We start from the raw sequence: 24,977 nt of genomic DNA on the forward strand, positions 1-24,977 counted from the left end.
CCCGACCCCGCCCCCGGCGGGGGTCTGCCCGGCCGACGACCGCCCGGCCGCCGACCGGGGCGAGGGCCGGTGGACCGCCAGGCCCTCGAGGCGGCGCGCGCCCACCTCGACCGTCTCCGCGACCAGGCCGGACGGCGGGACCTGGCCGGGATCGCCGCGACCCGCCGCGTCGACGTGGTCGAGCACCTGCGGGCGGCTCGTGCGGCCGGTCGGGCCGGTACCGGCCCGGGCGCCCAGGGCGACATCCGCGGAGGGCTGGCGCCGGGCAGCGCGGCAGGGCTGCCGGGCGGGCTGCCGGACGGGCTGCGGTCGGGCGACGACCGGCTCGACGCCGTCCTGGCCGGGCTCCTCGCTGCCGCGGCCAGGGAGCGACCCGACCGCTCGAGCGCCCAGCGCGCCCTGGACGACCTGGCTGTCGCGTCCCTGGTGCTCGCGGAGCGCCACGAGGTGCTCCGTGTCCGCCCGCAGCTGCGCACGGATCCGGAGCTGCTGGCGGAGGTCGGCCGGCACGAGGACCTGCGGTTGCCCGGCGCCGCCCGACGGCTCGACCGCGCCTCGGTCACCGCCCCCCGGCCGTACCTGCGCTGGGAACCGGTCCCCGCCCCGGCCGTCGTGCCGCGCCACCAGCTCGGCACCGGCGAGCAGCCCGCGCACCTGGTCGTCCGCACCGGCATCCCGGCGGGCGAGGGCCCCGACACGCGCGCGGCCGCGGAACGGCACGTGGTGCCGCCCAAGTCCACCCAGGCCGAGGCGGAGACCGCGGGCCTGTTCGACGCCGCGATCGGGACCGGCGACGCCGCCGAGACCAGGCGGCTGTACGCGGTGGCGCTGGCCGAGCGCGGCACCCTGCTCGACGAGCAGGTCCCCAGCCTGACGGACGCCCGCGCGACCGACGCCCAGCCGGGGATCGCCCTGGTCGACAGGCCCGGTGCCGACACCGGCTCGGCGGACCGCGCGACCCTGGCCGACATCACCGCCCGGCGTGGCCGGCAGATCGGCGAGGGCCAGTACGTCGTGCACGACACCGACGCCCTCCGCCTGCCGTACCTGCCCGACCCGTACGCCACCGGGGTGTCGCTGGTGTTCTTCGAGTCGGGCGCCCCGCACGCGCTGCCCGAGCCGCGCGCGCTGCAGGCCGTGACGGTCCCCTACCCGGGACGCTGGCCGTCGCTGCAGCCGCTGCGTCTGGTGGTCGAGCCCGGCGCCACGCTCTCTGCCACGGTCGAGGGCCACGAGGTGCGCGTCACGCTGCCGCCCGGCGAGCAGGTGCGGGTCGCGGTCTCCAGCACCGTGGACGTCGCCTCGCTGGAGAAGTTCGGGCTGTGGCGCTCGCAGCTGGCGAGCGTCGCCGACCCTGCCGACGGCTTCACCCAGGACGAGGTGGTCGCCTCGGCCGCCCTGATGAGGGCCGCGTCGCAGGGCTGGACCTGGTGGCTGACACCGTCCGTGGACGTCCGGCTGGTGCACGCGGTGCCCGCCCCGGTCCGCCCTCCGCAGCTGCGCGCGCTGTCGGTCCTGGCCCGCCCCCCGGGGCGCGCGGTCGTCGCCCTCAGCGGCCTGGTCGACGTCCACGGCGCGAGCACGGACACCCTGCTGGTCACCGCCACCTGGACGGAGAAGGTCGACGACCCGGCCGCACCCGCACCGGGCGAGGTGACCCGGTCCGACGTCGTCGTCCGCTCGACCGTCGGCGAGCGGCAGCGGACCGGCGCCCTGTTCCTCGTCGACCTCCAGCCCACCGGGCCGGTCGCCCGGGCGCTCGGCGACGTCGGCCTGCACCGGGCCCTGCAGACCTTCGAGGACACCCACCACCGGCAGGTCACCTACGTCCCCGCCGGCACCACCCGCTACGCCGAGTACTTCGACGCCTCGCAGCTGCCCGGCGCCCCGCCCGCCGGCGAGCCGGTCACGCTGGACATCCCGTCCTCCGCCCGCCCCGCCGCCCCGCTGGTGCTCGACGCGGTCCCGCTGCTGCGCTGGGAGGCCGAGCCGGACCCCGAGGGGCCGTTCGCCCACCGGTCGGTGCGGCGCTCCGGGATCCGGGTGTGGCTGGACCGGCCGTGGTACTCCTCCGGGGACGGGGAGCTGCTCGGCGTCCTCGTCTTCGACACCCACGCGTGGGTGGACGAGGACGGGCGGAAGGTCTGGCGGGAGAAGCCCCTGCAGGCACCGGACGGCGCCACGAGCCTGTGGGCCGCCGACCCCGTCCACGACAGCCGCAGCGGGACCACCGACACCCCCACCGTCCCGCCGCTGCTCAGCCCCGAGGAGCTGCTCCTCGACCTGGTCGACGGCGCCGCAGCCGGGCCGCTGGAGATCCGGCCGCCGCTGCACGGGGCCGTCGTCGGGGGCCGCGCCCGCGGCTGGCCCGGCACCCCCGGGCACCCCGTCGACGCCGCCGAGGCGCTCCCGCTGCGGGACGTACCGGGGCGGCCGTCCGCCAGGGTCCTGGGGTACGAGCCGGAGTTCGACACGGAGTCCCGTCGGTGGTTCGTCGACGTGGGGCTGCAGGAGACCCGGGCGCTGTGGCCGTTCGTGCGGCTCGCCGTCGCCCGGTGGCAGCCCAGCTCGATCGCGGGGCACGAGCTGTCCGCCGTGGCGCTCACCGGGTGGGTGCAGCCGCTGCCGACCCGCACGCTCACCGTGACCCGCACGGCCCACGAGCAGGTGCAGGTCACCCTGAGCGGCGTCGTGGCCTGGCTACGGTGGGACGAGCGGGCGACCGGAGACCTGCCCGGCGAGCAGCTGGGCGCGGACACCCCGACCGGTGACGCCGCGGTGCGCGCGGCCCGGCTGCAGCGATCGCGCACCGTCCGCGCCACCGTCCAGACCCGGCCGGCGGGTGCGGGCGACCTGGACTGGCAGACCTACCGGTCGACCGTGCTGCACGCGACGAGCGTCGAGGAGGGCGGCGGCTTCCGGGCGACCTGGAGCGGCAGCGTCGGGCTGCCCGCCGGTTCCGGCACCGAGGCCGGCGAGGCGACCGGCCTGCCCGGGTTCCGCCGGCCCGGACCCGACAGCCCCGACGGGTCCACCTGGCGCGTGCTGGTCGAGGAGCACGAGCTCCTCGACGCGGACCCCGTGCCGCCGGCGATGCTGGAGCGGCAGGTGCCCCGGCTGGTCTACGCCGGCTCGGTCCCGCTGTGAGGCGCTGACGTGAGCGGTCCGAGGGGGCCCGTCATCCCGTCGGACGCAGCGGCGCGTGCGGGCTCGCCCGGATCTCCGGCACCATCCCTCTGCTCCACTCCGCCTCGCGGATCGCGGCCTCGGCCAGCGCCCGGGTGGCCTCGTCGAGGCGGTCGACGAAGAGGATGCCGTCCAGATGGTCGGTCTCGTGCTGCACCACCACCGACAGCTTGCCGGCGCCCTCCACTCGCAGCGGCTCCCCGTCGACGGTGAAGCCGGTGGTCACCACGCGCAGGTGGCGGCGGCAGTCGAACGGCAGACCGGGGATCGACAGGCAGCCCTCGCGCTCGAAGGACTCCTCGTCGCCGACCAGCTCCACCGTCGGGTTGACGATGTGGCCGAACTCGCCCTCGACCACCCACGTGAAGACCCGCAGCCCCACCCCCACCTGGGGCGCGGCGATGCCGGAACCGCCGGCGTCGAGCATGGTGTCGGTCAGGTCGGTGACCAGCTGGCGGAGCTCGCGGTCGAAGTCGACCACCTCGTCGGCGCGACGGCGGAGCACGGGGTCGCCGAAGAGGCGGATCGGGCGGACGGCCATCGGGCACCTCCGGGTGGTGCGGTCGGGGGACGACAACTGTGGCATCCCGACGACGACGCTCGACCCGCGCACCGACGGCACGCGGGTCGAGCGTCAGGACCGAGAGCCCTCAGTACGGGCAGCTGTCCCGGTAGTCGCTGACCTGCAGGCTGGTCCCGGGCGGGGCGCAGAGGAACTGCGAGTACCGCAGGTCGTCGTCGACGAACCGCTTGAGCCAGGCGATGGACGAGCGGGCGATCGTCGTGTTGGCCGAGTTCGGCGCGTAGTGGCTGGCCCCGCGCAGCTCGACGTACGCCTTGTCCGTCGTCCCCGGGATGCTCGTGAAGAACGGGACCGAGTGCGCGCCCACCGAGGCGACGCTGTCGTTCTGCGCGCCGATGATGAGGGTCGGCACGGTCACCTCGGGCCAGGTCTTGTCCGTGTTCCACGGGGTCAGGGGGATGGCCGCCTGGAACCGGGGGTTGGCCTTGACGGCCTCGAGCGTCCCACCGCCGCCCATGGAGTGCCCCATGACGGCGAGCCGGCTGCCGTCCACCCGGGTGCGCACGGTGCTGCTGCCCGTCAGGTAGTCGGCCGCCGCCTGGAGCTGCCGGCCCCGGGAGGCAGGCTGGTCGTAGCGGCTGGACGTGTCGATGGTGAAGACCACGAACCCCTGGGACGCCAGGCGGGGCCCGAGCCACGCGATGCTCGACTGCGCCGCCGTGTAGCCCGGCGCGATGACGACCCCGCCGAAGGTGCCGGCGGACGTGGACGTCGGGTAGTAGATGGTGCCGCCGCCGAAGCCGGTCGTCGCGTACCGCGACACCGTGGTCGTCGACACCGCGAACGACCCGCGGGTCGCCTCGATGCTGGCGACCGTCGGCGCGGGACCCCGCTCGTACGGGTTGACGGTGACGGCGGCCGCGGGCAGGCCGCCGGACAGCGGCACGACCGCCGCGAGCGCCAGGGCAGCGAGCCGACGGACGAGGCCGCCGGAGCGACCGTGCGTGCTGCGCGGCCGGGTCGCACCCGCGTCGGCGGTGCGCGGCCCGGGGAGGGAGAGGGAGGTGGGCGAGACAGTCATGTGCACGTCCTGGGGTGGTCGCGTGTCCGGTGGCCGCTGCCGGGCCGGCGCGGCAGGTCACCTGTGACCGACCGCTGCAGCCGGCGTCACCGTAGAAGTTGACTAACCAGATGGTCAAGCATCCTGCTCGACAGGCGGGACCGGCGGCTACCGTCGACCGGTGCCTGCCGACCGGACCCCTGACGAGCCACCCGACGGGGCGCCCGGACGGCCGCTCGACCAGACGTCCGACCAGACCTCCGACCAGGCCCCCGAGCACGCCTCCGGCCCGGCCCCCGAGCAGGCGGGCGACGGGACCGCGGACGAGCCGGCGAGGACCGACGGCCGGCGGCTGCGCTACCAGCACCGCCGCGCGGAGCTCCTCGCCGCCGCGACCGACCACGTGCTGCGGCACGGCCTGGACGGGCTGACGCTGCGGCGTGTCGCCGACAGCGCCGGGGTCACGCACGCCGCCCTGCTGCACCACTTCTCCAGCCGCTCGCAGCTGGTCGAGGCGGTGGTCCGGGAGGTGCTGGACCGGGCGTTCACCGACACGGCCGCGCAGGGACGGGCCGTCGACGCGGACCCGGGCGGGGGGCCGCTGCGGGCGCTCTGGCGGCGGAGCGTGAGCCCTGACGGTCAGTCGCTGGTCCGGGCGTTCCTGGCCGTGACCGGGTCGGCGGTGTACGACGAGGAGCTCGCCGTCCCGGTCCGGGCGTCGGTCCAGGACCGGGTCCGCCTGATCGCCACGGGCCTCGTGGCGGCGGGGTGCCCGGCCGACCAGGCGCCGGCCCTGGCCACGCTCCTGCTGTCGACGATGCGCGGCCTGGCGACCGACCGCCTTCTCACCGGGGACGAGGCGCGCGTGGACGCGGCCTTCGAGGCATTCGTGCTGGGGATCGAGGCACGGCAGCGCGGGTGGTCCGGGCCACCTGGGTGAGCCGGTGAACCGGCACTCGACGTAGACGATGTGTCGCGCGCGACAAGGTTGGGTACGTCATGGGAGCACGGACGACCGACACTCCCCAGGAGGAACCCCATGCCCGAGATCACCGCCCACCACGGCTTGTTCCGGAACACCGACCTGCACGTCGACGACACCGGCGGCCCCGGCCGCGCCGTCGTGCTCATCCACGGCTGGCCCCTGTCGGGCCAGTCCTGGTCCGCGCAGGTCCCGGTGCTCCAGGCGGCCGGCTACCGCGTCGTCACCTACGACCGCCGGGGCTTCGGCCGCAGCGACAAGCCGGCCAAGGGCTACGACTACGACACCCTCGCCGAGGACCTCCACACCCTGCTCGTCGAGCTGGACCTGACCGACGTCACCCTGGTCGGGTTCTCGATGGGCGGCGGCGAGGTCGCGCGCTACTTCTCCGCCTACGGCACCGAGCGGCTGCGCAGCGTCGTCTTCGCCGCGGCGGTCCCGCCGTACCTCATGAAGGGCAGCGACAACCCGGACGGCCCGCTGGAGAAGAGCCAGGCCGCCGAGATGACCGCCGCGCTCACGGCCGACCAGGACGCGTTCTACGACGGGTTCATCACCGACTTCTTCTCCGCCGACGGCGTCCTGCAGGTCGACGAGGCCCAGCGCCAGGACGCGCTCCGCCTCGCCCACCAGGCCGACCACAAGGCCGCCCTGGCCTGCATGTCGTCCTTCGCGACCACCGACTTCCGCGAGGACCTGCCCAAGGTCACGGTGCCGACCCTGGTCCTGCACGGCTCCGCCGACGCGACCGTCCCCTTCGAGGGCTCGGGCGCGCGGACGCACGCCGCGATCGCCGGCAGCCAGCTGCACGTGGTCCAAGGCGCCCCGCACGGCTTCAACGTGAGCCACGCGGAGGAGTTCAACCGGGTGCTGCTCGACTTCCTCGCCCGCTGACCTGCTGCGGGGGCCGGGTCCGCCCGGCCCCCGCGACCGGCGCGGATACGACGCAGGACCCGTGGCACCGCGCCGGCGCGGCGATGAGTTCCGCCGCCACCGACCGTCTCCCCCGCCATGACGACCTACCTGGCCCCGTACCTGTCCTTCCGCGACGGCGCCTTCGACGCCATGCAGCACTACCAGCGCGTGTTCGGCGGCGAGCTCACGCGCGCCACCTTCGCCGACTACGGCATGGCCGAGGACCCCGCCGAGGCGGACAAGACCATGCACTCCCAGCTCGTCACCCCGACCGGCTGGCGGCTCATGGGGGCCGACACCCCGAGCTCCATGGAGCACACGCCCGGCGGGTTCTCGGTGTCGCTGTCCGGCGAGGCCGAGGACGCCGAGCACCTCCACCATTGCTGGGACGGCCTCGCCGAGGGCGGCGAGGTGCAGGAGAAGCTGGACGTCGCCCCCTGGGGCGACGAGTTCGGCATGCTCACCGACCGCTTCGGCGTGCACTGGATGGTCAACATCGCCGGGGCGCCCGCCACCGACGGCTGACGGGCGCTCAGCCGGTGGCGAGGACCGGCGCGCCGGAGCCGGACTGCTTGGCCTGGTACAGCGCCCGGTCGGCCCGGCGGTAGACCGCCGCCGCCTGGTGCCGGCCGCCGTCGACGACGAGGACGCCGGCGGACAGGCTGGTGCCGTGGGGGCCGTCCTCGCAGGAGCGGCACCACGCCGACGCCACCTCGAGCGCCCTCGTCACGTCGACGCCGGGCAGCAGCAGCGCGTACTCGTCGCCGCCGAGGCGGCACGCGACGGCACCGGTGACCCCGGCGGCCGCGGCCCGGGCGGCGTCGGCGACCGCGGTGAGCGCCTCGTCGCCGGCCGGGTGGCCGAGGCTGTCGTTGACGCGCTTGAGCCCGTCGACGTCGCCGAGCACGAGCGCGAAGCCCGGCGACGGCACGGTGCCGGCGACGAGCTCGTCGAGCCGCTCGTCGAACGTGCGCCGGTTGGCGAGCCCGGTCATCGGGTCGGTGGCAGCCAGCTGCTGCAGCTGCTGCCACGCCGCCGCCTGGACGAGCCCGGCGGCGATGAGGCCGACGACGACCTCGCTGAGCTCGCAGGTGTACGCGTCGAACGACGGCTGGTCGGCGGTGCGCGACGCCCACAGCTCCCCCCACAGCTCGCCCTCGACGACGATCGGCGCGTGCAGGCAGGCCGCCTTGCCGAGGCTGTGCAGCAGCTCGACCTCGGCGGCGTCGGCGGCCGGGTCCTCGACGTGGGTGAGGAACACGTGGTGCCGGCCGCTCGCCAGGGTCTCGACCGCACGGGGGTAGGTGGCCAGGTCGTAGCGCTCGTCGGTGGGCCAGCGGACCTCGTCGGGGCCGAGCAGGCCGACGTTGACCACCGTGGTCAGGGCCAGGCCGTCGTCGTCGCGGCTGCTGATCGACAGCGACGCGGCGCCGAGCAGGTCGCGGGCGGTCTCGGCGACCGCCTCCACGGTGGCGAGCGCGTCGTGGGAGCCGGTGACCAGCGAGGCCAGGTGCACCAGCGCACGGAGGACCGACCGGTCGACCCCCTGGGCGTCAGGGAGCAGCGGGGTCTCGGGCGGGGCCGGCATGGCCATGGGGTACCCATCGGCACGCCGGGTCACCCGGTTGACCCGGGCGGCGCGGTCAGCTGTCGAAGCCGAGCCCGGCGGCGTCGAGCGCCCGCAGCCAGAGGTTCCGCCGGCCCTGCCGGTGGTCGGCGCGGTCGAGCGACCACCGGGTGAGCCCGATGCCGACCGAGGCCAGCGGCTCGGGCGGGAACGGCAGCGGCTGCTCCCGCACCATCCGCAGCCGGGTGCGCTCGGTGTCCAGGCCGGCGAGCCGGTCGAGCACGACGTCGGCGGCGAACCGGGTCGAGGCGACGCCCAGCCCGGTGAAGCCCGCGGTGTAGCCGACCCGGCCCTGCCGCGCGGTGCCCGTGAACGCGCAGAACCGGGTCGAGGTGTCGATGGCGCCGGCCCAGCGGTGGGCGAAGCGGACCCCTTCCAGCTGCGGGAACGTCGTCAGGGCGTGGGCGGCGAGCCGGGCGAACACCTCGGGGCGCTCCTCGTAGGCCGCCCGCACCCGGCCGCCCGGGTGGTAGACCGCGTCGTAGCCGCCGAACAGCAGCCGGTCGTCGGCGGAGAGCCGGTAGTAGTGGAACTGGTTGGCCGCGTCGCCGACGCCCTGCCGGCCCGCCCAGCCGAGGCTCGCCCGCTGCTCGCGGGTGAGCGGCTCCGTCATGAGGACGTAGTCGTACACCGGCACGGTCATGAGGCGGGTGCGCCGCAGCAGCGACGGGAAGACGTTGGTCGCCAGCACCGCCTGCCGGGCCCGCACGCTCGCGGTCGCGGTGCGGACCACGACGCCGCCGGCGTCCGACCGGCCGGGGGTCTCGACCTCGCGGACCAGGGAGCGCTCGTGGACGACGACGCCGAGCCGCTCGGCCGCCCGCGCGAGCCCGACGGCGAGCCGGGCCGGGTGGACCAGGGCGGTGCCGGGGTGCAGCACCCCGGCCAGGTAGGTGGGCGAGGCCACCAGGGCCTGCACCGCCGCGCGGTCGAGGAAGCGGGTGCCGTGGCCGTGCTGCTCGGCGGCCTCGCGCAGCCACGGCACCTGGTGCTCCTCGGTGGCGACGTCGAGCGACCCGGTCCGCTCCCACTGGGCGTCGATGCCGAGGTCGGCGACGGTGGCCTCCATCGCGTCGAGGTTCTCGTGGCCGAGCCGGTCGAGGACGTCCGTCTCCTCCGGCCACCGCGCGGCGCCGTTGTCGGCGCCGTGGGTGAGGCTGGCCTCGACGAACCCGCCGTTGCGCCCCGACGCGGCCCACCCGACCGTCGCCGCCTCGAGCAGGACGACGCGCCGCCCCGGCTCGCGCTGGACCGCCCGCAGCGCCGCCCACAGGCCGGCGTACCCGCCGCCGACGACGACGAGGTCCGCGGTCGTGGCCCCGGTGAGCGGCGGGCGGGGCTCGACCGGGGCGTCGGTGAGCCAGTAGCTGCCGGGCCGGGTGGTCGCCAGCGCGTCGGCGACCAGGCGCGGGTCGGGCGCCTGCCTCTCGAAGACCGTGCTCGCCATGCTCAGGCCCGCTCGAGCACCGCGCAGCCGAACCCGTCCACGTGGACCGTCGTGCCCTCGACCCGCACCCCGTGCGACAGCAGCGCGGTCGCGCCGAGCACCTCCGGCACCTCGACCCGGTACGGCTCGCGGGAGGGGTTGACGACGACGACGTGGCTTCCGCCGCGCTCGTAGACCAGCGGGTAGTCCCGGTGCAGCACCCGGGTCGCGGGGCCGACGCGCAGCGCCGGGGTGCGGCGGCGCAGGTCGACGAGCTCACGGACCAGGTGCAGCACGGCCGACGGGTCCTGCAGCGCGGTCTGGAGGTCCGGCCGCGCCGGGTCCGGGTCGACGGGCAGGTAGTGCTCTTCCGGCGGTGCCGTCGAGAAGCCCGCGCCCGGCCCGGGACCCCAGTGCATCGGGGTGCGGGCACCGGCCCGGTTGTACGTCGGGTGGCAGATGCTGCCCTCGACCTCCGGCAGCCTGGTCCGGTAGGCGATGCCGATCTCGTCGCCGTAGTAGACCGACGGCACGGTCCCCCAGGTGAGGAGGAACACCCACGCCGGCGGGGTCTGCTCGACCGTCCGGTCACCGACGACCAGGCGCGAGAAGTCGTGGTCGGCGCTGGCGAGCAGGAGCGGGTGGGCCCCGCCGGGGTGCGCGTCCTCGTGCTCCTGCCACTCGCGCAGGAACAGGTCCAGCGAGCCGCGGGCCCCGGCGTCGAAGTAGCAGGGCGCCGGCTCCCACCACGGCTTGGTGCCCGCCCCGCCGTTGTCGAACAGCGAGCTGTGCATGGCGTGGATGACCAGCGCCATGTCGCCGTGGAACGCCGGGCCGGCCGTCCCGTAGGGCACGACGCCCTCGGGCAGGAGGACGGCCTCGGGGTACGCCTCGTCGAGCCAGGCCCGCATCCCCCGCCAGAGCGCCATCGTCCGCACGTAGCCCGGGTCGCCCTTGACCAGCGAGAACGCCATGTCGACGCGGAAGCCGGCGACCCCCCGGTCGAGCCAGAACGCCATGACCTCCCGCAGCGCCGCCTGGTTGGCCTGCGGCCCCGGGGCGTCGGCCGGCTGCTGCCACGGCGCGGCCGGGTCGGGGTCGGCGTACCCGAAGGACAGGGCGGGCTGGGAGTCGTAGAAGTTCTTGAGGTAGTAGCCCGGGCGCGGGCCGGGCGAGGCGACGAACCCCTCGCCGGGGACGTCGGACCAGACGTACCGGTCGTGCGCGGGGCCGCCCTCGGGGACACCGGCGCAGGACTCGACGAACCAGGCGTGCTCGTCGGAGGTGTGCCCGGCGACGAGGTCGAGCAGCACCCGGATGCCGCGCTCGCGGGCTGCGTCGACGACCGCGACGAGGTCGTCGTTGGTGCCGTAGCGCGGGGCGACCGTCAGGTAGTCCCGGACGTCGTAGCCGGCGTCGTGGAACGGGGAGTCGAAGCAGGGGTTGAACCAGATGGTGTCCACGCCGAGCCACGCCAGGTGGTCCAGGTGCGCGAGCACGCCGGGCATGTCGCCGATGCCGTCGCCGTCGGAGTCGGCGAAGGACTGCGGGTAGATCTCGTAGACCACCGCGTCGCGCAGCCAGTCCGTCGGGCGGGCGCCGGTGCCTGCTGCCGTCATGGCCCGATCCTCGCCCAGGCCGCGGCCTCGGTGCGACCGGGTGTCAGGACATGCCCGACGCCTCCTGGCGGGAGGGGTCGACCACCCGGTCCTCGTCGTGCGCCCGCCCGGGCCGGCGGCCGCGGCCGCCGGGTGCGTCCGCGACCAGGTAGCGGTCGAGGAGCGCGTCGGGCTCGGGTGCCCGCTCGACCACCCACCCCGGGTCGGCGAAGGCGGCGACCAGGGCAGCCGCGACCTCGACGAGCCGGACGTTGCGGTGCTGGGAGTGCCGGCGCAGCACGTTGAACGCGGCGCCCTCGTCGATCCCGTACGTGAGCATGAGCGCACCCTTGGCCTGCTCGATCACCGCCCGGGACCCGGTCGCCGACTCCACCGCCTCGGCGGCGACGACCATGCTGTCGCTGACGCGGCTCTCGGTGAGGTCGGTCATGAACCCCAGCAGGCGGCCCGGACCGCCGTCCGCCGCGGGCTCTGTGCGCGCGACGGTGACCACGGAGCGGAGCTCGCCGTCGCGGGTGACGATGCGGTGGCTGCAGCTCACCGGCTCGGTGCTGGTGTACGCGCGCTCCCGAGCGGCCACGACGATGCCGCGGTCCTCCGGGTGCTTGTGCTGGAGCATGAGGTCCGAGCTGAGCTCCACCTCCCCGGACTCGTAGCCATGGATGCGGTACATGACGTCGCTCCACGACCACGCCCCGGTGCGCAGGTCGTGGGAGAACCAACCGGTGCGGGAGATCGCGCCCCCGAACCGCTGCACCACGTCGTCGTCCGTCACCGCACCTCGCTCGCGCCCGGGCCGCCCCTGGCCCCCCTCACGTCGTCCGGAATTCAACCAGGACCGTCGGGCCGGTGCGCGCCGGGTGGGAGCGGGGCCACCGTCGGTCCCACGGACGGGTGAACGACGTCCTGGACAGGTCCGGGTCGTCCCGGACGGTGAGCGGCGGCACGGGCGGCGACCGGGGCGCGGACGCTGACGGCGGCACGGGCGGGCTGCCCGGTGGCAGGCGCGGCAGTCTGGTGGCGTGGACCTGCTGCTGCTCGCCGACACCCACCTGCCGCGCCGCGCCCGGGACCTGCCGGACGAGGTCTGGGGGGCGGTGGCGGCCGCGGACGTCGTCGTCCACGCCGGCGACTGGGTCGACGTGGCCCTGCTCGACGAGCTCGAGCAGCGGTCGGCGCGGCTGGTCGGCGTGCACGGCAACAACGACGGGCCGCCGCTCCGGGACCGGCTGCCGGAGGTGGCGCGGGTCGACCTGGACGGGCTCCGGATGGCCGTCGTCCACGAGACGGGCGCGTCGACCGGTCGCGAGCGCCGCTGCGACGCCCTCTACGGCCCCGCCTCGCCCGACCCGGGCGACGTGCTGGTGTTCGGGCACAGCCACGTGCCGTGGGACACGACCACGCCGTCGGGGCTGCGGCTGCTCAACCCCGGGTCGCCGACCGACCGGCGCCGCCAGCCCCGCTGCACGTACATGACGGCGCGGGTCGAGGCCGGCGCGCTGGCGGAGGTGCGGGTGCACGAGCTCCCGCTCCGGGTGCCGACGCGTCCTCCGCGCTGACCTGGCGGCCGTCGCGGCCGGCGCGCTGACCTGCCGCGTGGTCGGCGCTGGCCTGCCGCGGCCTCTGCGCGCTGACCGGCCCCACGGTCATGAGGCCAGCCACCCGCATGGTCTGCGCCGACCCCGCTGCCTCAGGGGCGGCGCCAGTCGTCGGTCCTCATGTGCGAGCCGGCCATCGGGCTCATCTGGGGCATGCCACCGTCCACCGCCCACGACGCCCCGGTGACGTAGCCGGCCTCGGGGGTGCAGAGGAACGCGATGACGGCCGCCACCTCGCGCGCGTCGCCGGGTCGTCCGATCGGGACGCCCGGCCGGACCTTGCCGGTCACCGGCTCGTCGGTCTGCCCGGTCATCGGGGTGGCGATCTCGCCGGGCGCGACGGCGTTGACGGTGATGCCGTGCTCGGCGAGGTCGATGGCAGCGGTACCGGTGAGCAGGCCCAGGCCGCCCTTGGCCGCACAGCAGGGCGCCGCGCCGACGCGCGGCTGGTGCTCGTGGACGCTCGTCACGTTGACGACCCGACCCCCGCGACCGGCCGCGACCATCCGCCGGGCGGCCCGGTGCCCGCGCCCCCATCGCACGAACCTGCTGGTCACGGTTGTGCATCGACCAGGCAGCGGCGGATGCCGGGCCGGTCCTGGGGTACCCGGCCGGCATGAGCACGCACACCTCCCCGTCCACCACCCGCACCGCCGGTCGCAGCGTCCCGCAGTGGCTGGCCCCGATCATCGGCGTCGTGTTCACGCTGGTCGGCATCGCCGGCTTCTTCGTGACCGGCTTCAGCGGCTGGACCGAGCACCACCCGGACCAGACCCTCCTCGGCTTCGCCGTCAACCCGCTCCACAACGTCGTCCACCTGCTGCTGGGGCTGGTCGGCATCGCCATGTCCCGCGCCGAGCGGAGCGCGCGCACCTACGGCTGGCTGCTCGTCGTCGGCTACGGCGCCGTGCTCGTCTACGGCCTGGTCGTCAGCGGCCAGGAGGACGGCAACTTCCTCAACATCAACACCGCCGACAACGTGCTCCACGCCCTGACCATCCTCGGCGGCCTCGCGACCGCGCTGTGGCCGCGCCGCAAGGACGTCGACACCCGGTACTGACCGGCCGGACCGACTCGACGCCCCCTCTCACGCACGCGGGAGGGGGCGTCGTCATGTCCGGGGCCGGGGCCACCAGGCCGACTTGTGTCGTGGATCAGACGGGGCTCGCTCGACGCGGCAACCCCGGTCCCATCCCACAGCACCAGCCAAGACGGGGCCCAGGTCGTCGGCGGCGCCACGACTGGGATGGAACGGTGGCTGCCGCGGTGGCGAGACAACCGTTCGGTCCCACTCGTGACGTGGACGGGTCTGGTCCCATGACGGACGCGCGGGTGCCTCATCGACCGGGACCAGGCCCGCGGCTGGGACCGAACGCACGCGGACCGGAGCACGGCACGACCCCTTGATCCCTGTCATGGGGACCTTCGAGGTGGACTGCTGGACCGAGCTGCTGTGGCACGTGAGTCGTGGCACCCGACGGGGCTCACGAGCGGCCCCCGACCCGGTCTGCTCCCACGATCTGCAGCTCCACGCACGAGGGCCGTCCCCGACCTGGTGGTCGGGGACGGCCCTGGGTGGTGCGGTGGTGCGGGAGTGCGGTGGGTCAGGAGCTGGAGCTGCTCGAGGAGCTCGTCGAGCTGGTCACCTTGTCGACGACGGCCTCGACGACGTTGGACTTGACCTTGTCCTGCAGCTCCGACGCCTTCTCGGTGGCCTGCTCGCGGGCCTTGTGCGCCACGGGAGCAAGCTTCTCCTGCTCGATCTTCGTCGAGGGAGCGGCGAGACCGGCGAGGAAGCCGGCCGCGATCGCACCGACGGCCAGGCCGAGGGGGTTGGTCTGGGCGATGCCCTTGACCTTGGCAGCCGCGCCGGGGCCGGACTTCTGGCCGCCGGAGCTCTTGGCCTTGTTCTTGAGGCTGGACGCCTTGTCGGCGACGCCGTGCGCCTTGTCGGCGACGGTGTCGGTGACACCGTGGGCCTTGTCGCTCACCGCGCCGGTGAGGCCGCTGGCCTTGTCGCTGACGGTGCTGGTCGCGTCGTGCGCCTTGCCGGTCACCTTGTCGGTCACGGAGGTCACCTTCTCCTTGATGGTGTCGGTCACGTCGTGCACCTTGTCCTTGCTCCGGGCAGGGACGTCGGCCTTGTAGGCCAGCGCCTCGGCCCGCTCGCCCATCCGGGCACGGGTCTCTTCTATGTCCGCGCGGATTGCGTCGGGTTCTTCGCCCACTGGACGTCCTCCTTCAGAGTCTGGGTGGTCTGCTCCGGGACGGGCGGTGCCGCCTCCTGGAGCTTCTTCTTGCCGGTCAGCCCGAGCCCGGCGGCCAGGGCCGCCCAGATGACGAGCACGATGAGCGCCGCGAGCCACAGCTCGAGGAACGCGTCGAAGATGACGATCAGCAGCAGCGTCAGCGTGATGAGCGCCATCAGCCCGGCCATCGCGGCGCCGGCGAGCATGCCCGCGCCCTTGCCTGCCTTCTTCGCCTTGGCCGAGACCTCGACCTTGGCCAGCTCGATCTCCTGCTTGACCAGGAGCGAGGTGTCGGAGGCGAGGCCGCTCAGCAGCTCCCCGAAGGACTCCTGGCGGAGCTCCTCGGCGGTGTGCCCGCTGGCGCCCACGGGACCCTGGTGCGTGGAGGCACCGGTCCCGGAGTAGCCAGGGTCAGCGGTTGCCATCGGTGTAGCTCCCGGACGGGGTGGACGGGTACGTGTCCGGGTCGCCCAGGGGGGCGTCCGCGGTCAGCGGGTCCACGGCGGGCAGGTCCGTGCCCAGGGGCTCGTAGCCGGTGGGAAGGCCACCGGCGGCGCCCGCGGAGGTGTAGTCCGTGTCGTAGTCCGACTCGTAGCCGGTCGTCGTGCCCGCGGCGTAGCCCTGCGTCAGGTCGATCGACGACGGGGTCGCGCTGTCGGTGCCGGCGCCCGTGGAGGACGACGAGGTGGAGCGGCTGTCGGTGCTGGCCTTGACGAAGCGCGAGGCGGCGAAGCCCAGGAGCAGGCCCCCGGCCGCGACGGCCCACGGCTGCTGGCGGGCAGCGCGCTCGACGTCGTTGAGCAGCTTGTCGGCGTCCGCGTCGCGCAGGTACTTCGCGAGGTCCTCGGTGTACGAGGCCACCCGGTCGGCGACACCGGCGAAGGCGTCCTGACCCTTGTCGCGGAGCTGGTCGCTCATCTGGTGAAGGCCCTCGGCCTTGTTCTGGACGAGGTCCCCGGCCTGGGTGGTGCGGCTGTCGACCTGGCTCTTGGCCTGGGCGGCTGCCTGCGAACCCAGGTCCGCGGCCTTGTCCTTGGCGGCGTTCGTGGTGTCGTGCACCGTGTTCATGGGCGTACCTCCTGCTCCGGTGCGTGGTCACGTGCTGTCGAAGTGATCACTACCCGTGCTGCCGGATTTCATGCGTTCCCCCCCCGGCGCGGCGGGCGCCGGCGCGGCGGAGAGCACGGACGGTCACGGGTGGTGACGGGTCAGTCGGAGCCGGCGCCCTCGGGCTCCGGCTCGGCGAGGCCCAGCTCGACGGCGACGTCCTGGACGTTGGTGAACGTGCGGCCCTCGGGCAGCGAGCCCAGCTGGGACAGCACGCGGTCCGTCGCGTCGTTCTCGGCGGCCGTGGCCACGAGCGCGTCGCGGTCGGCGGGCCAGACGCCCGTGCCGAGGAAGCGCGCGATCTCGCTGCGGCCCTCGATGTCGGTGCGGGACGGACGGATGTCGTCGGTGCTCTCGGTCATGCGCGGGACCTACCCGGACGGCGTCCCGTCATGCACGGCCCGGGGGTGCCGCAGACCCGTCCCCCACGGGCCGCGCCGGGGCCCGAGGGGGCCAGCAGGGCGGGGCACCCACCCTCTGCCGCCAGCCGGCGACGCCGACCCAGCCAGAGGAGCCCTCCTGTGTTCACCCACGTCAAGGACCTGCAGTTCGACGCCTCGCCCGACGGGCCCGACCCCGCCTTCGCCCGCCGCTTCCAGGAGGTCCTGGGCGGCAAGTGGGGCGAGATGACCGTCGCGATGCAGTACCTGTACCAGGGCTGGAACTGCCGCCTGCCCGGCAAGTACAAGGACATGCTCCTGTCGATCGGGACGGAGGAGCTCGCCCACGTCGAGATGATCACGACGATGATCGACCGGCTGCTCGACGTCTCGCCGCTCACGCCCAAGGAGGCCGAGGGCATCGGCGGGACGTCCGCGCCGTTCTCGCACAGCAACCCCCAGCACACCATCGCCAACGGCGGCGGGGCCTACCCCGTGGACTCCAACGGCGTGCCGTGGTCCGGGGCCTACATCACCGCCAGCGGCAACCTCATGGCGGACTTCTACCTCAACGCGACGGCCGAGATGCAGGGCCGGCTGCAGGTGGCGCGGCTCTACGGCATGACCGACGACCCGGGCGTCAAGGACCTCATCAAGTTCCTCGTCACGCGGGACCACTACCACCAGATGCAGTGGCTCGCCGCGATCGAGCAGCTTAAGGAGGACGGGCTCGGCGGCATCCCCGTGCCCGAGGCCTTCCCGCTGGAGGAGGAGTACGAGGAGTTCGCCCGCACGTTCATCGTCGCCAGCGACGGCGACAAGGCCACGGACGGCCTGTGGGCGACGGCCGAGGACGGCCCCGACGGCAAGGGCCCGCTGACCTCGTCGGTCATCGCTGCCCAGGGCCCGGTCCCCGTCCTGCCCCCGGGCGACCCGCGCCTGTTCGGCACGGGGTCCGGCGACGGGGACGGCGCGAGCCTGCTGCAGAAGGCCAAGGACGCCCTGCTCTGAGGCACCGCACCCTCCGACCTGTCCCGGTCCGCCGCGCCCACGGGTGCGGCGGACCGGACGGGCCGCCAGGCCCCCTTCCCCCAGGGGCCCGACCCCCCAGGCCTCGGTCCTGGACCCACGACCCACCCCCTCGCCCCGGGAGCCCCGATGACCGACCTGCTGCTCGTCGCGGTGTCCGACGCCTTCCTGGACGTCGGCGTGATCCTGGCCCTGGTGGCCGTCGTCGTCGGCCTGCTGGGGCCGCGCTGCCAGGGCGTCGCCGCGCTGCTGCAGCGCCGCCCCTCGCTCGGCCCCGTGCTCGGCGCGCTGCTCGGCATCACGCCGGGCTGCAGCGGCGCCCTCGTCGTCACCCCTCTCTTCGCCCGGGGGCACGTCAGCCTCGGCACGCTCGTCGCGACGCTGACGGCCACCACGGGCGACTCGGCCTGGGCGCTGTGGGCGGGAGCACCGAGCGCCGCGCTCGTCGTGCACGTCGTCGTCCTGTCGCTCGGCATCGTCCTGGGGCTGGGCATCGACGCCCTGCGTGCCCGGCGGCCGGGCCTGCTGTCCTCCTGCGACGTGCCGCCCGTGCCGGTCCTGCGGCCGGAGCCGCGGGTCCTCGTGGGCGCCGGGGCCGTCGCCCCGTCGGCCGCGACCGCAGCGCCGCTGGTCGACCTCCGGGGGCCGCTCCCCGCGGACGCCCCCGCCACCGTGCCCGGGTCCGCCATCGCCCGCCGCGCGGGGTCGACCTCGCTGCTGCGCCGCTGGCCGGTCGGCGAGGTCCTCGCCGAGGTCGCGGCCGTGCGCGCCGAGATCTCCGCCCGGCGTCCCCGCCGGACCTGGCCCGCCCCGGTGCGCCCGGCGGCCCTGGGGTCCGTGCTCGTCCTGTTCTGGACCATGACCGGCGCGGGGACCGCGGTCGCCGTCACCGGCCTCACCTCCCCTGCCGTGGCGGGACCGGAGCTCGCCTGGCAGCGGGTCGTCGGCCTGCTGGGCTTCGTCGCCTGCGCCGGCGTGCTGCTGCGGCGCCGGGCGCTGCGGACCACCGGCCCCGCCGAGAGCACCGGGGTCTTCGCCCCGGCCGGCTCCGGGCTGGGCCGCAACCTCGAGGCCGCGGCGGCGCAGGCGGCGTTCGTCGTGCTCTGGGTGGCCGGCGCCTACGCGCTGCTGGCCGTCCTCGGAGCCGTGGCGGGCCCCGCCGCGGACAGCCTCCGGCTCACCGGCCTCGCCGCCGTCGTCGTCGGCACCCTGGTGGGCGCGCTACCCGGCTGCGGCTTCCAGATCGCCTGGGTGGGCCTGTACCTGGACGGCGCGGTCGACTTCCCCGGCCTGCTGGCCAACGCGGTCGCCCAGGACGGCGACGCCCTGCTCCCGCTGGTGGTGCTGGCCCGCCGGGCGGCGATCGGCGTGACCGCCCTGACGAGCGTCCCCGCGCTCGTGCTCGGCGGGGTCGCCGTGGTCCTCGTGGGCTGACCCAGCACCCGACCGGTCGCCCCGGTGGGGCACCAGGGCCCGGAGCGGCTGGACGGCGCCGTGGCGCAGCGGCAGGACGATGCGGACCGACCAGCCGTCCGCGCCCTGCGCGAGGCCGGTCGACCCGCCCATCTGCCCCACGAGGCAGCGGACCAGCCAGAGGCCCAGGCCGCGGGCGCCGGGCTCCGGGGAGCCGGAGCGGGACTGCAGCGCGGCCGCGAGCCGCGCCGGCACCGGGCCTCGGTGGTGGACGTCGACGAGGAGCCGCCGCCGCCGGACGACGCCGTCCACGCTCGGCACCGACCCGCCGTGCTCGGTCTCGTTGCGGACGAGGTTGTCCAGCACGGTCCCCAGGCGGACGCCGTCCACCTGGCAGCGCGCGGCCAGCCGCGACGGGCGGACCCGGACACCGGGGTGCCGACGGCACAGGTCGCTGCCGACCGACGCGAACGCCCGGGCCGGGTGCACCGGGCCCGATGCGGCGGCCATCCCGCCGAGCAGGTGCAGGACCGCGGCCACGTCGTCGGCGAGCGCGAGCGCGAGGTCCAGGTCGGCCGCGCGACCGGTGCCGGGGTGGTCGGGACGGTGGTCGTCCGCCGGCAGCACGGCCCGCCGCAGCACCCCGCGCTGGGTCGTGACGAGCGGGACGAGCTCGTGGGTGAGGGCGCGCAGCAGGACGTCGGGCTGCAGGGGGTGGAACGGCTCCGCCATGGCGCCCGTCTGCCCCGGCACCCGCCCGCCATGCCGGTCCGGCCTGGCCCCTGCGGGCCACGATCCCCGCCGCGCCCGTCGCGGGCCGGGGCTTGCGGGCGGCGCGGGTGGGTAGGAGGTCCCAGGCCGACGGAAGGGGTCCCGGGTGGCGCAGGTGCGCACGCTGGTCGTCGACGACCACCCGCTGTTCGCGCGCGGCCTCGAGCTGCTCCTGCCCGGGGCCAGCGAGGGCCGCGTCGAGGTGGTGGGCTGGACGTCCGAGGCCCGGCTGGCCGGCTCCGACGCCCGCTCCAAGCTCCCCGACCTGGCGCTGGTCGACCTGATGATGCCGGAGCCCGGGGGGCTGCGGGCGATCGCCGCGATCCGGCGGGCGCTGCCCGCGTGCCGGGTGGTGGCGATGAGCGGCTCGGACGACCAGGACCTCGCGGTGGCCGCGCTCGAGGCCGGTGCCGAGGCGTTCCTGCCCAAGTCGACCGAGCCCGAGGCGGTCGTCACGCCGCTGCTGGCGGTGCTCGACGGCTGGTCGGTGGTGCCGGCCGCGCTGCTGCACCGGCTCACCGCGGCGCGCGGGGACCCCGAGCTGGTCCGGGCGCTCGGCGGGGCCGAGCGCCACCTGTGGCGGCGCCTGGCGGAGGGCCGGTCGACCACGCAGATCGCGACCGAGCTCCATGTCTCGGAGCGCTCGGTCAAGCGGATGACCGCCGCGCTGCTGCGCTCGCTGAGGGTGAGCACCCGGATGGAGGCCGCCACGCTGGCCGGGCAGGTCGGGCTGCTCGCCGACTCGGGCTGAGCCCTGGACGGCCCGCGCCGCCGCTGCCACGGTGTCGCCGGTGAGCAGCGGCCCCCAGAGCACCAGCCCGACCAGCAGCGGTGCACGCACCGACGACCCCGCCCCGCGCGCGACGGTGTTCTCGGGCGGGACCGTGTGGTGCGGCACCGGCCTGCCGGACAGCGACGCCCTCGCGGTGGTCGACGGCCGCGTCGTCGCCCTCGGCGCGGAGGCGCACGGCTGGCCGGGGCCGCGCGACGACGTCGACCTGGCCGGCGGGCTGCTCTCGCCGGCGTTCGGCGACGGCCACGTGCACCCGCACTCCGGCGGCATCACCCGCCAGGGCCCGGCGATCACCGGGCTGCGCAGCGTCGCCGACGTGGTCGCCGAGGTGGGCCGCTGGGCGGACGCGCACCCGGACGCCGCCTGGGTCGTGGGCAACCGGTACGACCCGACGCTGGCACCGGCCGGGGAGTTCGACGCCCGCTGGCTCGACGAGGCCGTGCCCGACCGCCCGGTCGTGCTGCACGCCTCGGACCACCACACCGTGTGGTGCAACAGCGAGGCGCTGCGGCGCGGCGGGGTCGACGCCTCGACGGTCGACCCCGAGGTCGGCTGGGTCGTCCGCCGCGACGACGGCACCCCGCTGGGGACGCTGCGGGAGTGGGACGCCTGCGACCTCGTGCTGCGGCACGTGCCGGAGACGTCGGAGGCCGACCGGGTGCGGGCGCTGCGCGAGGCCACCGCGGCGCTCGCGGCCGCGGGCATCACGTGGGCGCAGGACGCGTGGGTCGACCCCGACCTGGTCCCGGTCTACCTGCGCGCCGTGTCCGAGGGCGCGCTGTCGGTCCGGGTGGACCTGGCCCAGCGCGCCGACCCCGCGTCGTGGCGGGAGCAGGTCGCGTCGTTCGCGCGGGTGCGCGCGGACGTGGAGGCGCTGGGCGACGACCTGCTCAGCGCCCGGACGGTCAAGGTGTTCGTCGACGGCGTCGTCGAGGGCGGGACCGCGACCCTGCTCGAGCCGTACGAGGACGTCGACCCCGGGTCGCCGCAGGCCCACGGCATGCCGGTCTGGCGCCCCGAGGAGCTGGCCGCCGCGGTGGCCGCCTTCGACGCCGCGGGGTTCCGGCTCCACCTGCACGTCATCGGCGACGCGGCCGTCCGGCAGGGCCTCGACGTCCTCGCCGCGCTGCCGCCCGCGGACCGGCGCGCCGTGCTCGCCCACGTCCAGCTCGTCGACCCGGCGGACCTGCCCCGGTTTGCCGCCACCGGGACCATCGCCAACATCGAGCCGCTGTGGGCCGCCTGGGACGACATGCAGACCGAGCTCACCGCCCCGCGGCTGGGACCGGAGCGCACCGGCCGGCAGTACCCGGTGGCCTCGCTGCTCGCGGCGGGCGCGCGGCTGTCGTTCGGCTCGGACTGGCCGGTCAGCAGCCACGTGCCGCTCGAGGGCGTGCAGGTGGTCGTCACCCGCGTGCCGCTGGAGGACCCGGCTGCAGAGACCTGGGTGCCCGGGGAGCGGGTCGGCGTCGAGGAGGCGCTGGTCGCCTACACCGCGGGGGTGGCCTACCAGGCCGGCGCCGAGCACGAGCGGGGGACGCTCGTGCCCGGCGCGGTCGCCGACCTGGTGCACCTGTCGGCCGACCCGCGGGCCGTGGACCCGCTGGAGATCGCGGCGACCGCCGTGCTCGGCACCTGGCTCGCGGGACGCCGCACGTCCTGAGCCGGTCAGGGCCTGAAGAGGACCTTCACCATGCCGTCCTCCTTCTTCTGGAAGGACGCGTAGGCGGCGGGCGCCTCCGACAGGGGGACGTGGTGGGTGGCGAAGCTGTCGACGCCCAGCGGGTCGGCGTCGGTGAGCAGCGGGAGGATGTCGTCGACCCAGCGGTGGACGTTGGCCTGGCCCATCCGCACGGTGATCTGCTTGTCGAACATGGTGAACATCGGCATCGGGTCCTGCGAGCCGGCGTAGACGCCGGACAGCGACACGGTGCCGCCGCGACGGACGAGCTCGATCGCCAGGTGCAGCGCGTGGAGCCGGTCGACGCCGGCCTTGCGCATGAGCGGGGCGGCGACGGCGTCCGGCAGCAGCGTGACGGCCTTCTGGATGTTCTCCGCGCCGGGCGAGCCGTGGGCCTCCATGCCGACGGCGTCGATGACGGCGTGGGGCCCGCGGCCCTCGGTCAGGCCCTGGACCTGCGCGACGAGGTCGCCGTCGAGGGCGAGCGCGGTGACGCCGTGGTCGCGGGCCCGGACCAGGCGGTCGGGCTGCAGGTCGACGCCGATGACCTGCTCGACGCCGAGGTGCTGGGCGATCCGGGTGCACATGTCGCCGATCGGGCCGAGGCCCAGGACGACGAGGCTCTGCCCGGGCTGCACGCCGGAGTACTGCACGGCCTGCCACGCGGTCGGCAGGACGTCGGACAGGTAGACGAAGCGGTCGTCGGCGGGGCCGTCCGGCACCCGGATCGGCAGGGTGTCGGCGAACGGCACGCGCAGCGCCTCGGCCTGCCCGCCCGGGACCTGCCCGTAGAGCTTGGTGTAGCCGAAGAGCGCCGCCCCGGTGCCGTGCTCGCGCTGCTGCGTGGTCTCGCACTGGCTGTGCAGGCCCGAGGTGCAGGTGAAGCAGGTGCCGCAGGAGACGTTGAACGGGACGACGACGCGCTGCCCGACCGTGAGGTCGCGGACCTCGGACCCCACCTCCTCCACGATGCCCATGGGCTCGTGGCCGAGGATGTCGCCCTCGCCGATGAACGCGCCGAGCACCGAGTACAGGTGCAGGTCAGACCCGCAGAGCCCCGTGCTCGTGATGCGGACGACGCAGTCGGTCGGGTCCTGCAGGCGCGCGTCGGGGACGTCGTCGACGCGGACGTCCTCGGTGCCGTGCCAGGTGAGTGCCTTCATGCGGAGCTCCAGTCGGTAGTGGGTGACGAGGCGTGCTGTGGGCGGGGCCGGGTGCAGCCGGGTGCGCTGGGGTCGGCCTAGGTCCCTGGGCGGGCGCGGACCATGACGGGCGCGCCGTGCACGGGGGCGGTGACGGTGGCGCGGACGACCATCCGCTCGGTCCTGGGCAGCAGCGGCACCAGGCGGACCTCCTCGGCGGCCGCGGCGACCGCCCGGTCCAGGAGCAGCCGCGCGAGCGGCTCCCCGATGCAGCGGTGGGCCCCGGCCCCGAACGGCCGGTAGCCGTCGGGCTGCTCGGGCAGGGACCCCCACCGCTCGGGGCGGAACGTGCCGGGGTCGGTGAAGGTCCGGGGGTCGGCGTGGGTGAGGACCATGGGCAGCATGACGGTGGTCCCCGCCTCCAGCCGCGTGCCGGACACCTCGACCGGCTCCCGGAGGTCGCGCAGCAGGGAGTGCACGGGCGGCCGCACCCGCAGCGCCTCGGCGACGAAGCGGTCGCGGCCCTCGCGGGCGCCCGGGTCGTCCCCGGCGAGCGAGGCGGCACGGCCCTCCTCGCGGGCGAGCCGGTCCAGCACCCAGGTCAGCCCCATGGCCGGCGGCTCCTGCCCGGCGACGACGAGCGGGACCAGCTGGTCCAGCAGCGCCCGGTCGCCCTGCGGGCCCTCGTCGAGCACGCAGGAGATGACGTCCTGGCCGTCGAGCAGGGCCGAGGCGTCGGTCGGGGCGCGGTGCAGGCCCCAGCGGCGCTCGGCGACCTCCGCGAGCAGCAGCCGCTCGACGGGCGCGGTCCGGCGGTCGTAGAGGACCTGCGCGACAGCACCGAGAGCACCGTCGTCGGGCGACGGCGGCGGCAGCGGCGGGTTGCCGGGCGTGGCCAGCATCGCGCGCACGGCGCGGGCCAGGGCGGGGCCGCGGACCTCGTCGGTGATGCCGAGCATGACGAGGGCGAACACGTGGTCGGCGAGCACCCGGCAGCGCTCGACGAGGCGGGTCGGCCGGTCGCGGGGCCAGGCGCGCAGGTGCTGCCGCACGACCCGGTCGACCTCCTCCGACAGCCGCGCCACCCGGGCGGGGTCGAAGGCCGGGGCCACGCGGCCGCGCAGGAGGGCGTGCTCGGGCGGGTCGGAGCCCAGAACCGACGCGGGCGACACCATGCCGAGCACGTGCCGGCGTCCCTGGCCCGCCCTGGCGACCGACGCCGAGACGGACGTGAGCCGCTCGACGTCCTCCGGCGCGGCGACGACGACCGCCGGGCCCGAGACGGGCAGGTCCACCCCGACGACGTCACCGTGGCGGGCGGTCGCGCCGAGCAGGAACCGGTACGGGTCCCGGTGGAACGCCAGCCCCTGCACCACCGTGGGCGTGCGGAGCCGGGGGACCTCGGCGGTCCTCAGGTCGGGGACCGCGGCGGCGGGGACGGTCGCCGGGGGGAGCAGGCTCATGGGGCAGGGGGTA

The 24,977-nt window shown here is 75.6% G+C and carries 22 protein-coding genes and 1 pseudogene; 10 read left to right on the forward strand and 13 right to left on the reverse strand.

The features are described 5' to 3' along the window. Nucleotides 1-69: 69 nt before the first annotated feature. The gene (locus WCS02_RS04875) at nt 70-3,147 is read left to right on the forward strand and encodes a hypothetical protein (protein WP_340290534.1); all 3,078 of its coding nucleotides are present in this window, start codon (nt 70-72) and stop codon (nt 3,145-3,147) included. 31 nt (nt 3,148-3,178) lie between these two features. On the opposite strand, the gene def is transcribed toward WCS02_RS04875, so the two are convergent. Then, entirely contained in the window at nt 3,179-3,727 is a 549-nt protein-coding gene (gene def / locus WCS02_RS04880) for a peptide deformylase (protein WP_340290537.1), read from the reverse strand. Between the two features lie 109 nt (nt 3,728-3,836). Beyond that, nucleotides 3,837-4,790 carry an alpha/beta hydrolase family protein gene (locus WCS02_RS04885; RefSeq protein ID WP_340290540.1) on the reverse strand — a complete coding sequence of 318 codons (954 nt, stop codon included), beginning with the start codon at nt 4,788-4,790 and terminating at the stop codon, nt 3,837-3,839. Nucleotides 4,791-4,950: 160 nt separating this feature from the next. Between WCS02_RS04885 and WCS02_RS04890 the strand changes: the two genes are divergently transcribed. The 3 genes from WCS02_RS04890 to WCS02_RS04900 all read left to right on the forward strand — a co-directional run bounded on the left by WCS02_RS04890 (nt 4,951) and on the right by WCS02_RS04900 (nt 7,191). Beyond that, a complete protein-coding gene (locus WCS02_RS04890; protein WP_340290543.1) occupies nt 4,951-5,709 on the forward strand; it encodes a TetR/AcrR family transcriptional regulator in 759 nt (252 codons plus the stop codon). A 99-nt stretch (nt 5,710-5,808) separates the two neighbouring features. Continuing rightward, complete coding sequence (locus WCS02_RS04895; protein WP_340290546.1) at nt 5,809-6,645, forward strand: alpha/beta fold hydrolase; 837 nt, start codon at nt 5,809-5,811, stop codon at nt 6,643-6,645. Nucleotides 6,646-6,762: 117 nt separating this feature from the next. After that, nucleotides 6,763-7,191 carry a VOC family protein gene (locus WCS02_RS04900; protein WP_340290549.1) on the forward strand — a complete coding sequence of 143 codons (429 nt, stop codon included), beginning with the start codon at nt 6,763-6,765 and terminating at the stop codon, nt 7,189-7,191. Nucleotides 7,192-7,198: 7 nt separating this feature from the next. Here the strand turns inward: WCS02_RS04900 and WCS02_RS04905 are convergent, their stop codons facing one another. Genes WCS02_RS04905 through WCS02_RS04920 form a run of 4 tightly spaced genes read right to left on the reverse strand, consistent with a single transcriptional unit; the run spans nt 7,199 to nt 12,113 of the window. Further along, the gene (locus WCS02_RS04905) at nt 7,199-8,254 is read right to left on the reverse strand and encodes a GGDEF domain-containing protein (protein WP_340290552.1); all 1,056 of its coding nucleotides are present in this window, start codon (nt 8,252-8,254) and stop codon (nt 7,199-7,201) included. 55 nt (nt 8,255-8,309) lie between these two features. Next, nucleotides 8,310-9,740, reverse strand: coding sequence for an NAD(P)/FAD-dependent oxidoreductase (locus tag WCS02_RS04910; RefSeq protein ID WP_340290555.1), 1,431 nt, complete (start codon nt 9,738-9,740; stop codon nt 8,310-8,312). Between the two features lie 2 nt (nt 9,741-9,742). Beyond that, a complete protein-coding gene (locus WCS02_RS04915) occupies nt 9,743-11,338 on the reverse strand; it encodes an alpha-amylase family glycosyl hydrolase (protein ID WP_340290558.1) in 1,596 nt (531 codons plus the stop codon). Nucleotides 11,339-11,381: 43 nt separating this feature from the next. Next, nucleotides 11,382-12,113 carry a PAS and ANTAR domain-containing protein gene (locus tag WCS02_RS04920; RefSeq protein WP_340290561.1) on the reverse strand — a complete coding sequence of 244 codons (732 nt, stop codon included), beginning with the start codon at nt 12,111-12,113 and terminating at the stop codon, nt 11,382-11,384. 247 nt (nt 12,114-12,360) lie between these two features. Between WCS02_RS04920 and WCS02_RS04925 the strand changes: the two genes are divergently transcribed. Then, nucleotides 12,361-12,897: a metallophosphoesterase family protein gene (locus WCS02_RS04925; RefSeq protein ID WP_340290564.1), complete on the forward strand. Its 537-nt coding sequence runs from the start codon at nt 12,361-12,363 to the stop codon at nt 12,895-12,897. 131 nt (nt 12,898-13,028) lie between these two features. Here WCS02_RS04925 and WCS02_RS04930 read toward each other — a convergent pair. Further along, nucleotides 13,029-13,454, reverse strand: a pseudogene (locus WCS02_RS04930) (SDR family oxidoreductase); the annotation flags it as partial. A gap of 98 nt (nt 13,455-13,552) precedes the next feature. Between WCS02_RS04930 and WCS02_RS04935 the strand changes: the two are divergent. Next, nucleotides 13,553-13,996, forward strand: coding sequence for a DUF4383 domain-containing protein (locus WCS02_RS04935; protein WP_340290567.1), 444 nt, complete (start codon nt 13,553-13,555; stop codon nt 13,994-13,996). A 544-nt stretch (nt 13,997-14,540) separates the two neighbouring features. On the opposite strand, the gene WCS02_RS04940 is transcribed toward WCS02_RS04935, so the two are convergent. The 4 genes from WCS02_RS04940 to WCS02_RS04955 form a co-directional block, all read right to left on the reverse strand. Beyond that, a complete protein-coding gene (locus tag WCS02_RS04940) occupies nt 14,541-15,164 on the reverse strand; it encodes a DUF3618 domain-containing protein (protein ID WP_340290570.1) in 624 nt (207 codons plus the stop codon). After that, nucleotides 15,128-15,610, reverse strand: a complete 483-nt coding sequence (locus tag WCS02_RS04945; protein WP_340290573.1) for a phage holin family protein — start codon at nt 15,608-15,610, stop codon at nt 15,128-15,130. Before WCS02_RS04945 ends, WCS02_RS04940 begins: the two co-directional genes overlap by 37 nt. After that, entirely contained in the window at nt 15,597-16,253 is a 657-nt protein-coding gene (locus WCS02_RS04950; RefSeq protein WP_340290576.1) for a hypothetical protein, read from the reverse strand. The genes WCS02_RS04945 and WCS02_RS04950 overlap by 14 nt, the downstream gene beginning before the upstream one ends. 140 nt (nt 16,254-16,393) lie before the next feature. After that, nucleotides 16,394-16,654, reverse strand: a complete 261-nt coding sequence (locus WCS02_RS04955) for a DUF2795 domain-containing protein (RefSeq protein WP_340290578.1) — start codon at nt 16,652-16,654, stop codon at nt 16,394-16,396. Between the two features lie 159 nt (nt 16,655-16,813). Here WCS02_RS04955 and WCS02_RS04960 point away from each other — a divergent pair, with 159 nt between their 5' ends. The 4 genes from WCS02_RS04960 to WCS02_RS04975 all read left to right on the forward strand — a co-directional run bounded on the left by WCS02_RS04960 (nt 16,814) and on the right by WCS02_RS04975 (nt 22,341). Further along, complete coding sequence (locus WCS02_RS04960; RefSeq protein ID WP_340290580.1) at nt 16,814-17,683, forward strand: manganese catalase; 870 nt, start codon at nt 16,814-16,816, stop codon at nt 17,681-17,683. A gap of 147 nt (nt 17,684-17,830) precedes the next feature. Continuing rightward, nucleotides 17,831-19,135, forward strand: a complete 1,305-nt coding sequence (locus WCS02_RS04965; protein WP_340290582.1) for a putative manganese transporter — start codon at nt 17,831-17,833, stop codon at nt 19,133-19,135. 856 nt (nt 19,136-19,991) lie between these two features. Then, nucleotides 19,992-20,636 carry a response regulator gene (locus WCS02_RS04970; RefSeq protein WP_340290585.1) on the forward strand — a complete coding sequence of 215 codons (645 nt, stop codon included), beginning with the start codon at nt 19,992-19,994 and terminating at the stop codon, nt 20,634-20,636. A 40-nt stretch (nt 20,637-20,676) separates the two neighbouring features. Then, the gene (locus WCS02_RS04975) at nt 20,677-22,341 is read left to right on the forward strand and encodes an amidohydrolase (RefSeq protein WP_340290588.1); all 1,665 of its coding nucleotides are present in this window, start codon (nt 20,677-20,679) and stop codon (nt 22,339-22,341) included. Between the two features lie 5 nt (nt 22,342-22,346). Here WCS02_RS04975 and WCS02_RS04980 read toward each other — a convergent pair whose 3' ends face one another. Both WCS02_RS04980 and WCS02_RS04985 read right to left on the reverse strand, forming a co-directional pair. Continuing rightward, the gene (locus tag WCS02_RS04980; RefSeq protein WP_340290591.1) at nt 22,347-23,522 is read right to left on the reverse strand and encodes an alcohol dehydrogenase catalytic domain-containing protein; all 1,176 of its coding nucleotides are present in this window, start codon (nt 23,520-23,522) and stop codon (nt 22,347-22,349) included. 77 nt (nt 23,523-23,599) lie between these two features. After that, a complete protein-coding gene (locus WCS02_RS04985) occupies nt 23,600-24,964 on the reverse strand; it encodes a cytochrome P450 (protein ID WP_340290594.1) in 1,365 nt (454 codons plus the stop codon). Nucleotides 24,965-24,977 lie beyond the last annotated feature (13 nt).

Source organism: Aquipuribacter hungaricus (assembly GCF_037860755.1).
Lineage (GTDB): Bacteria > Actinomycetota > Actinomycetes > Actinomycetales > JBBAYJ01 > Aquipuribacter > Aquipuribacter hungaricus.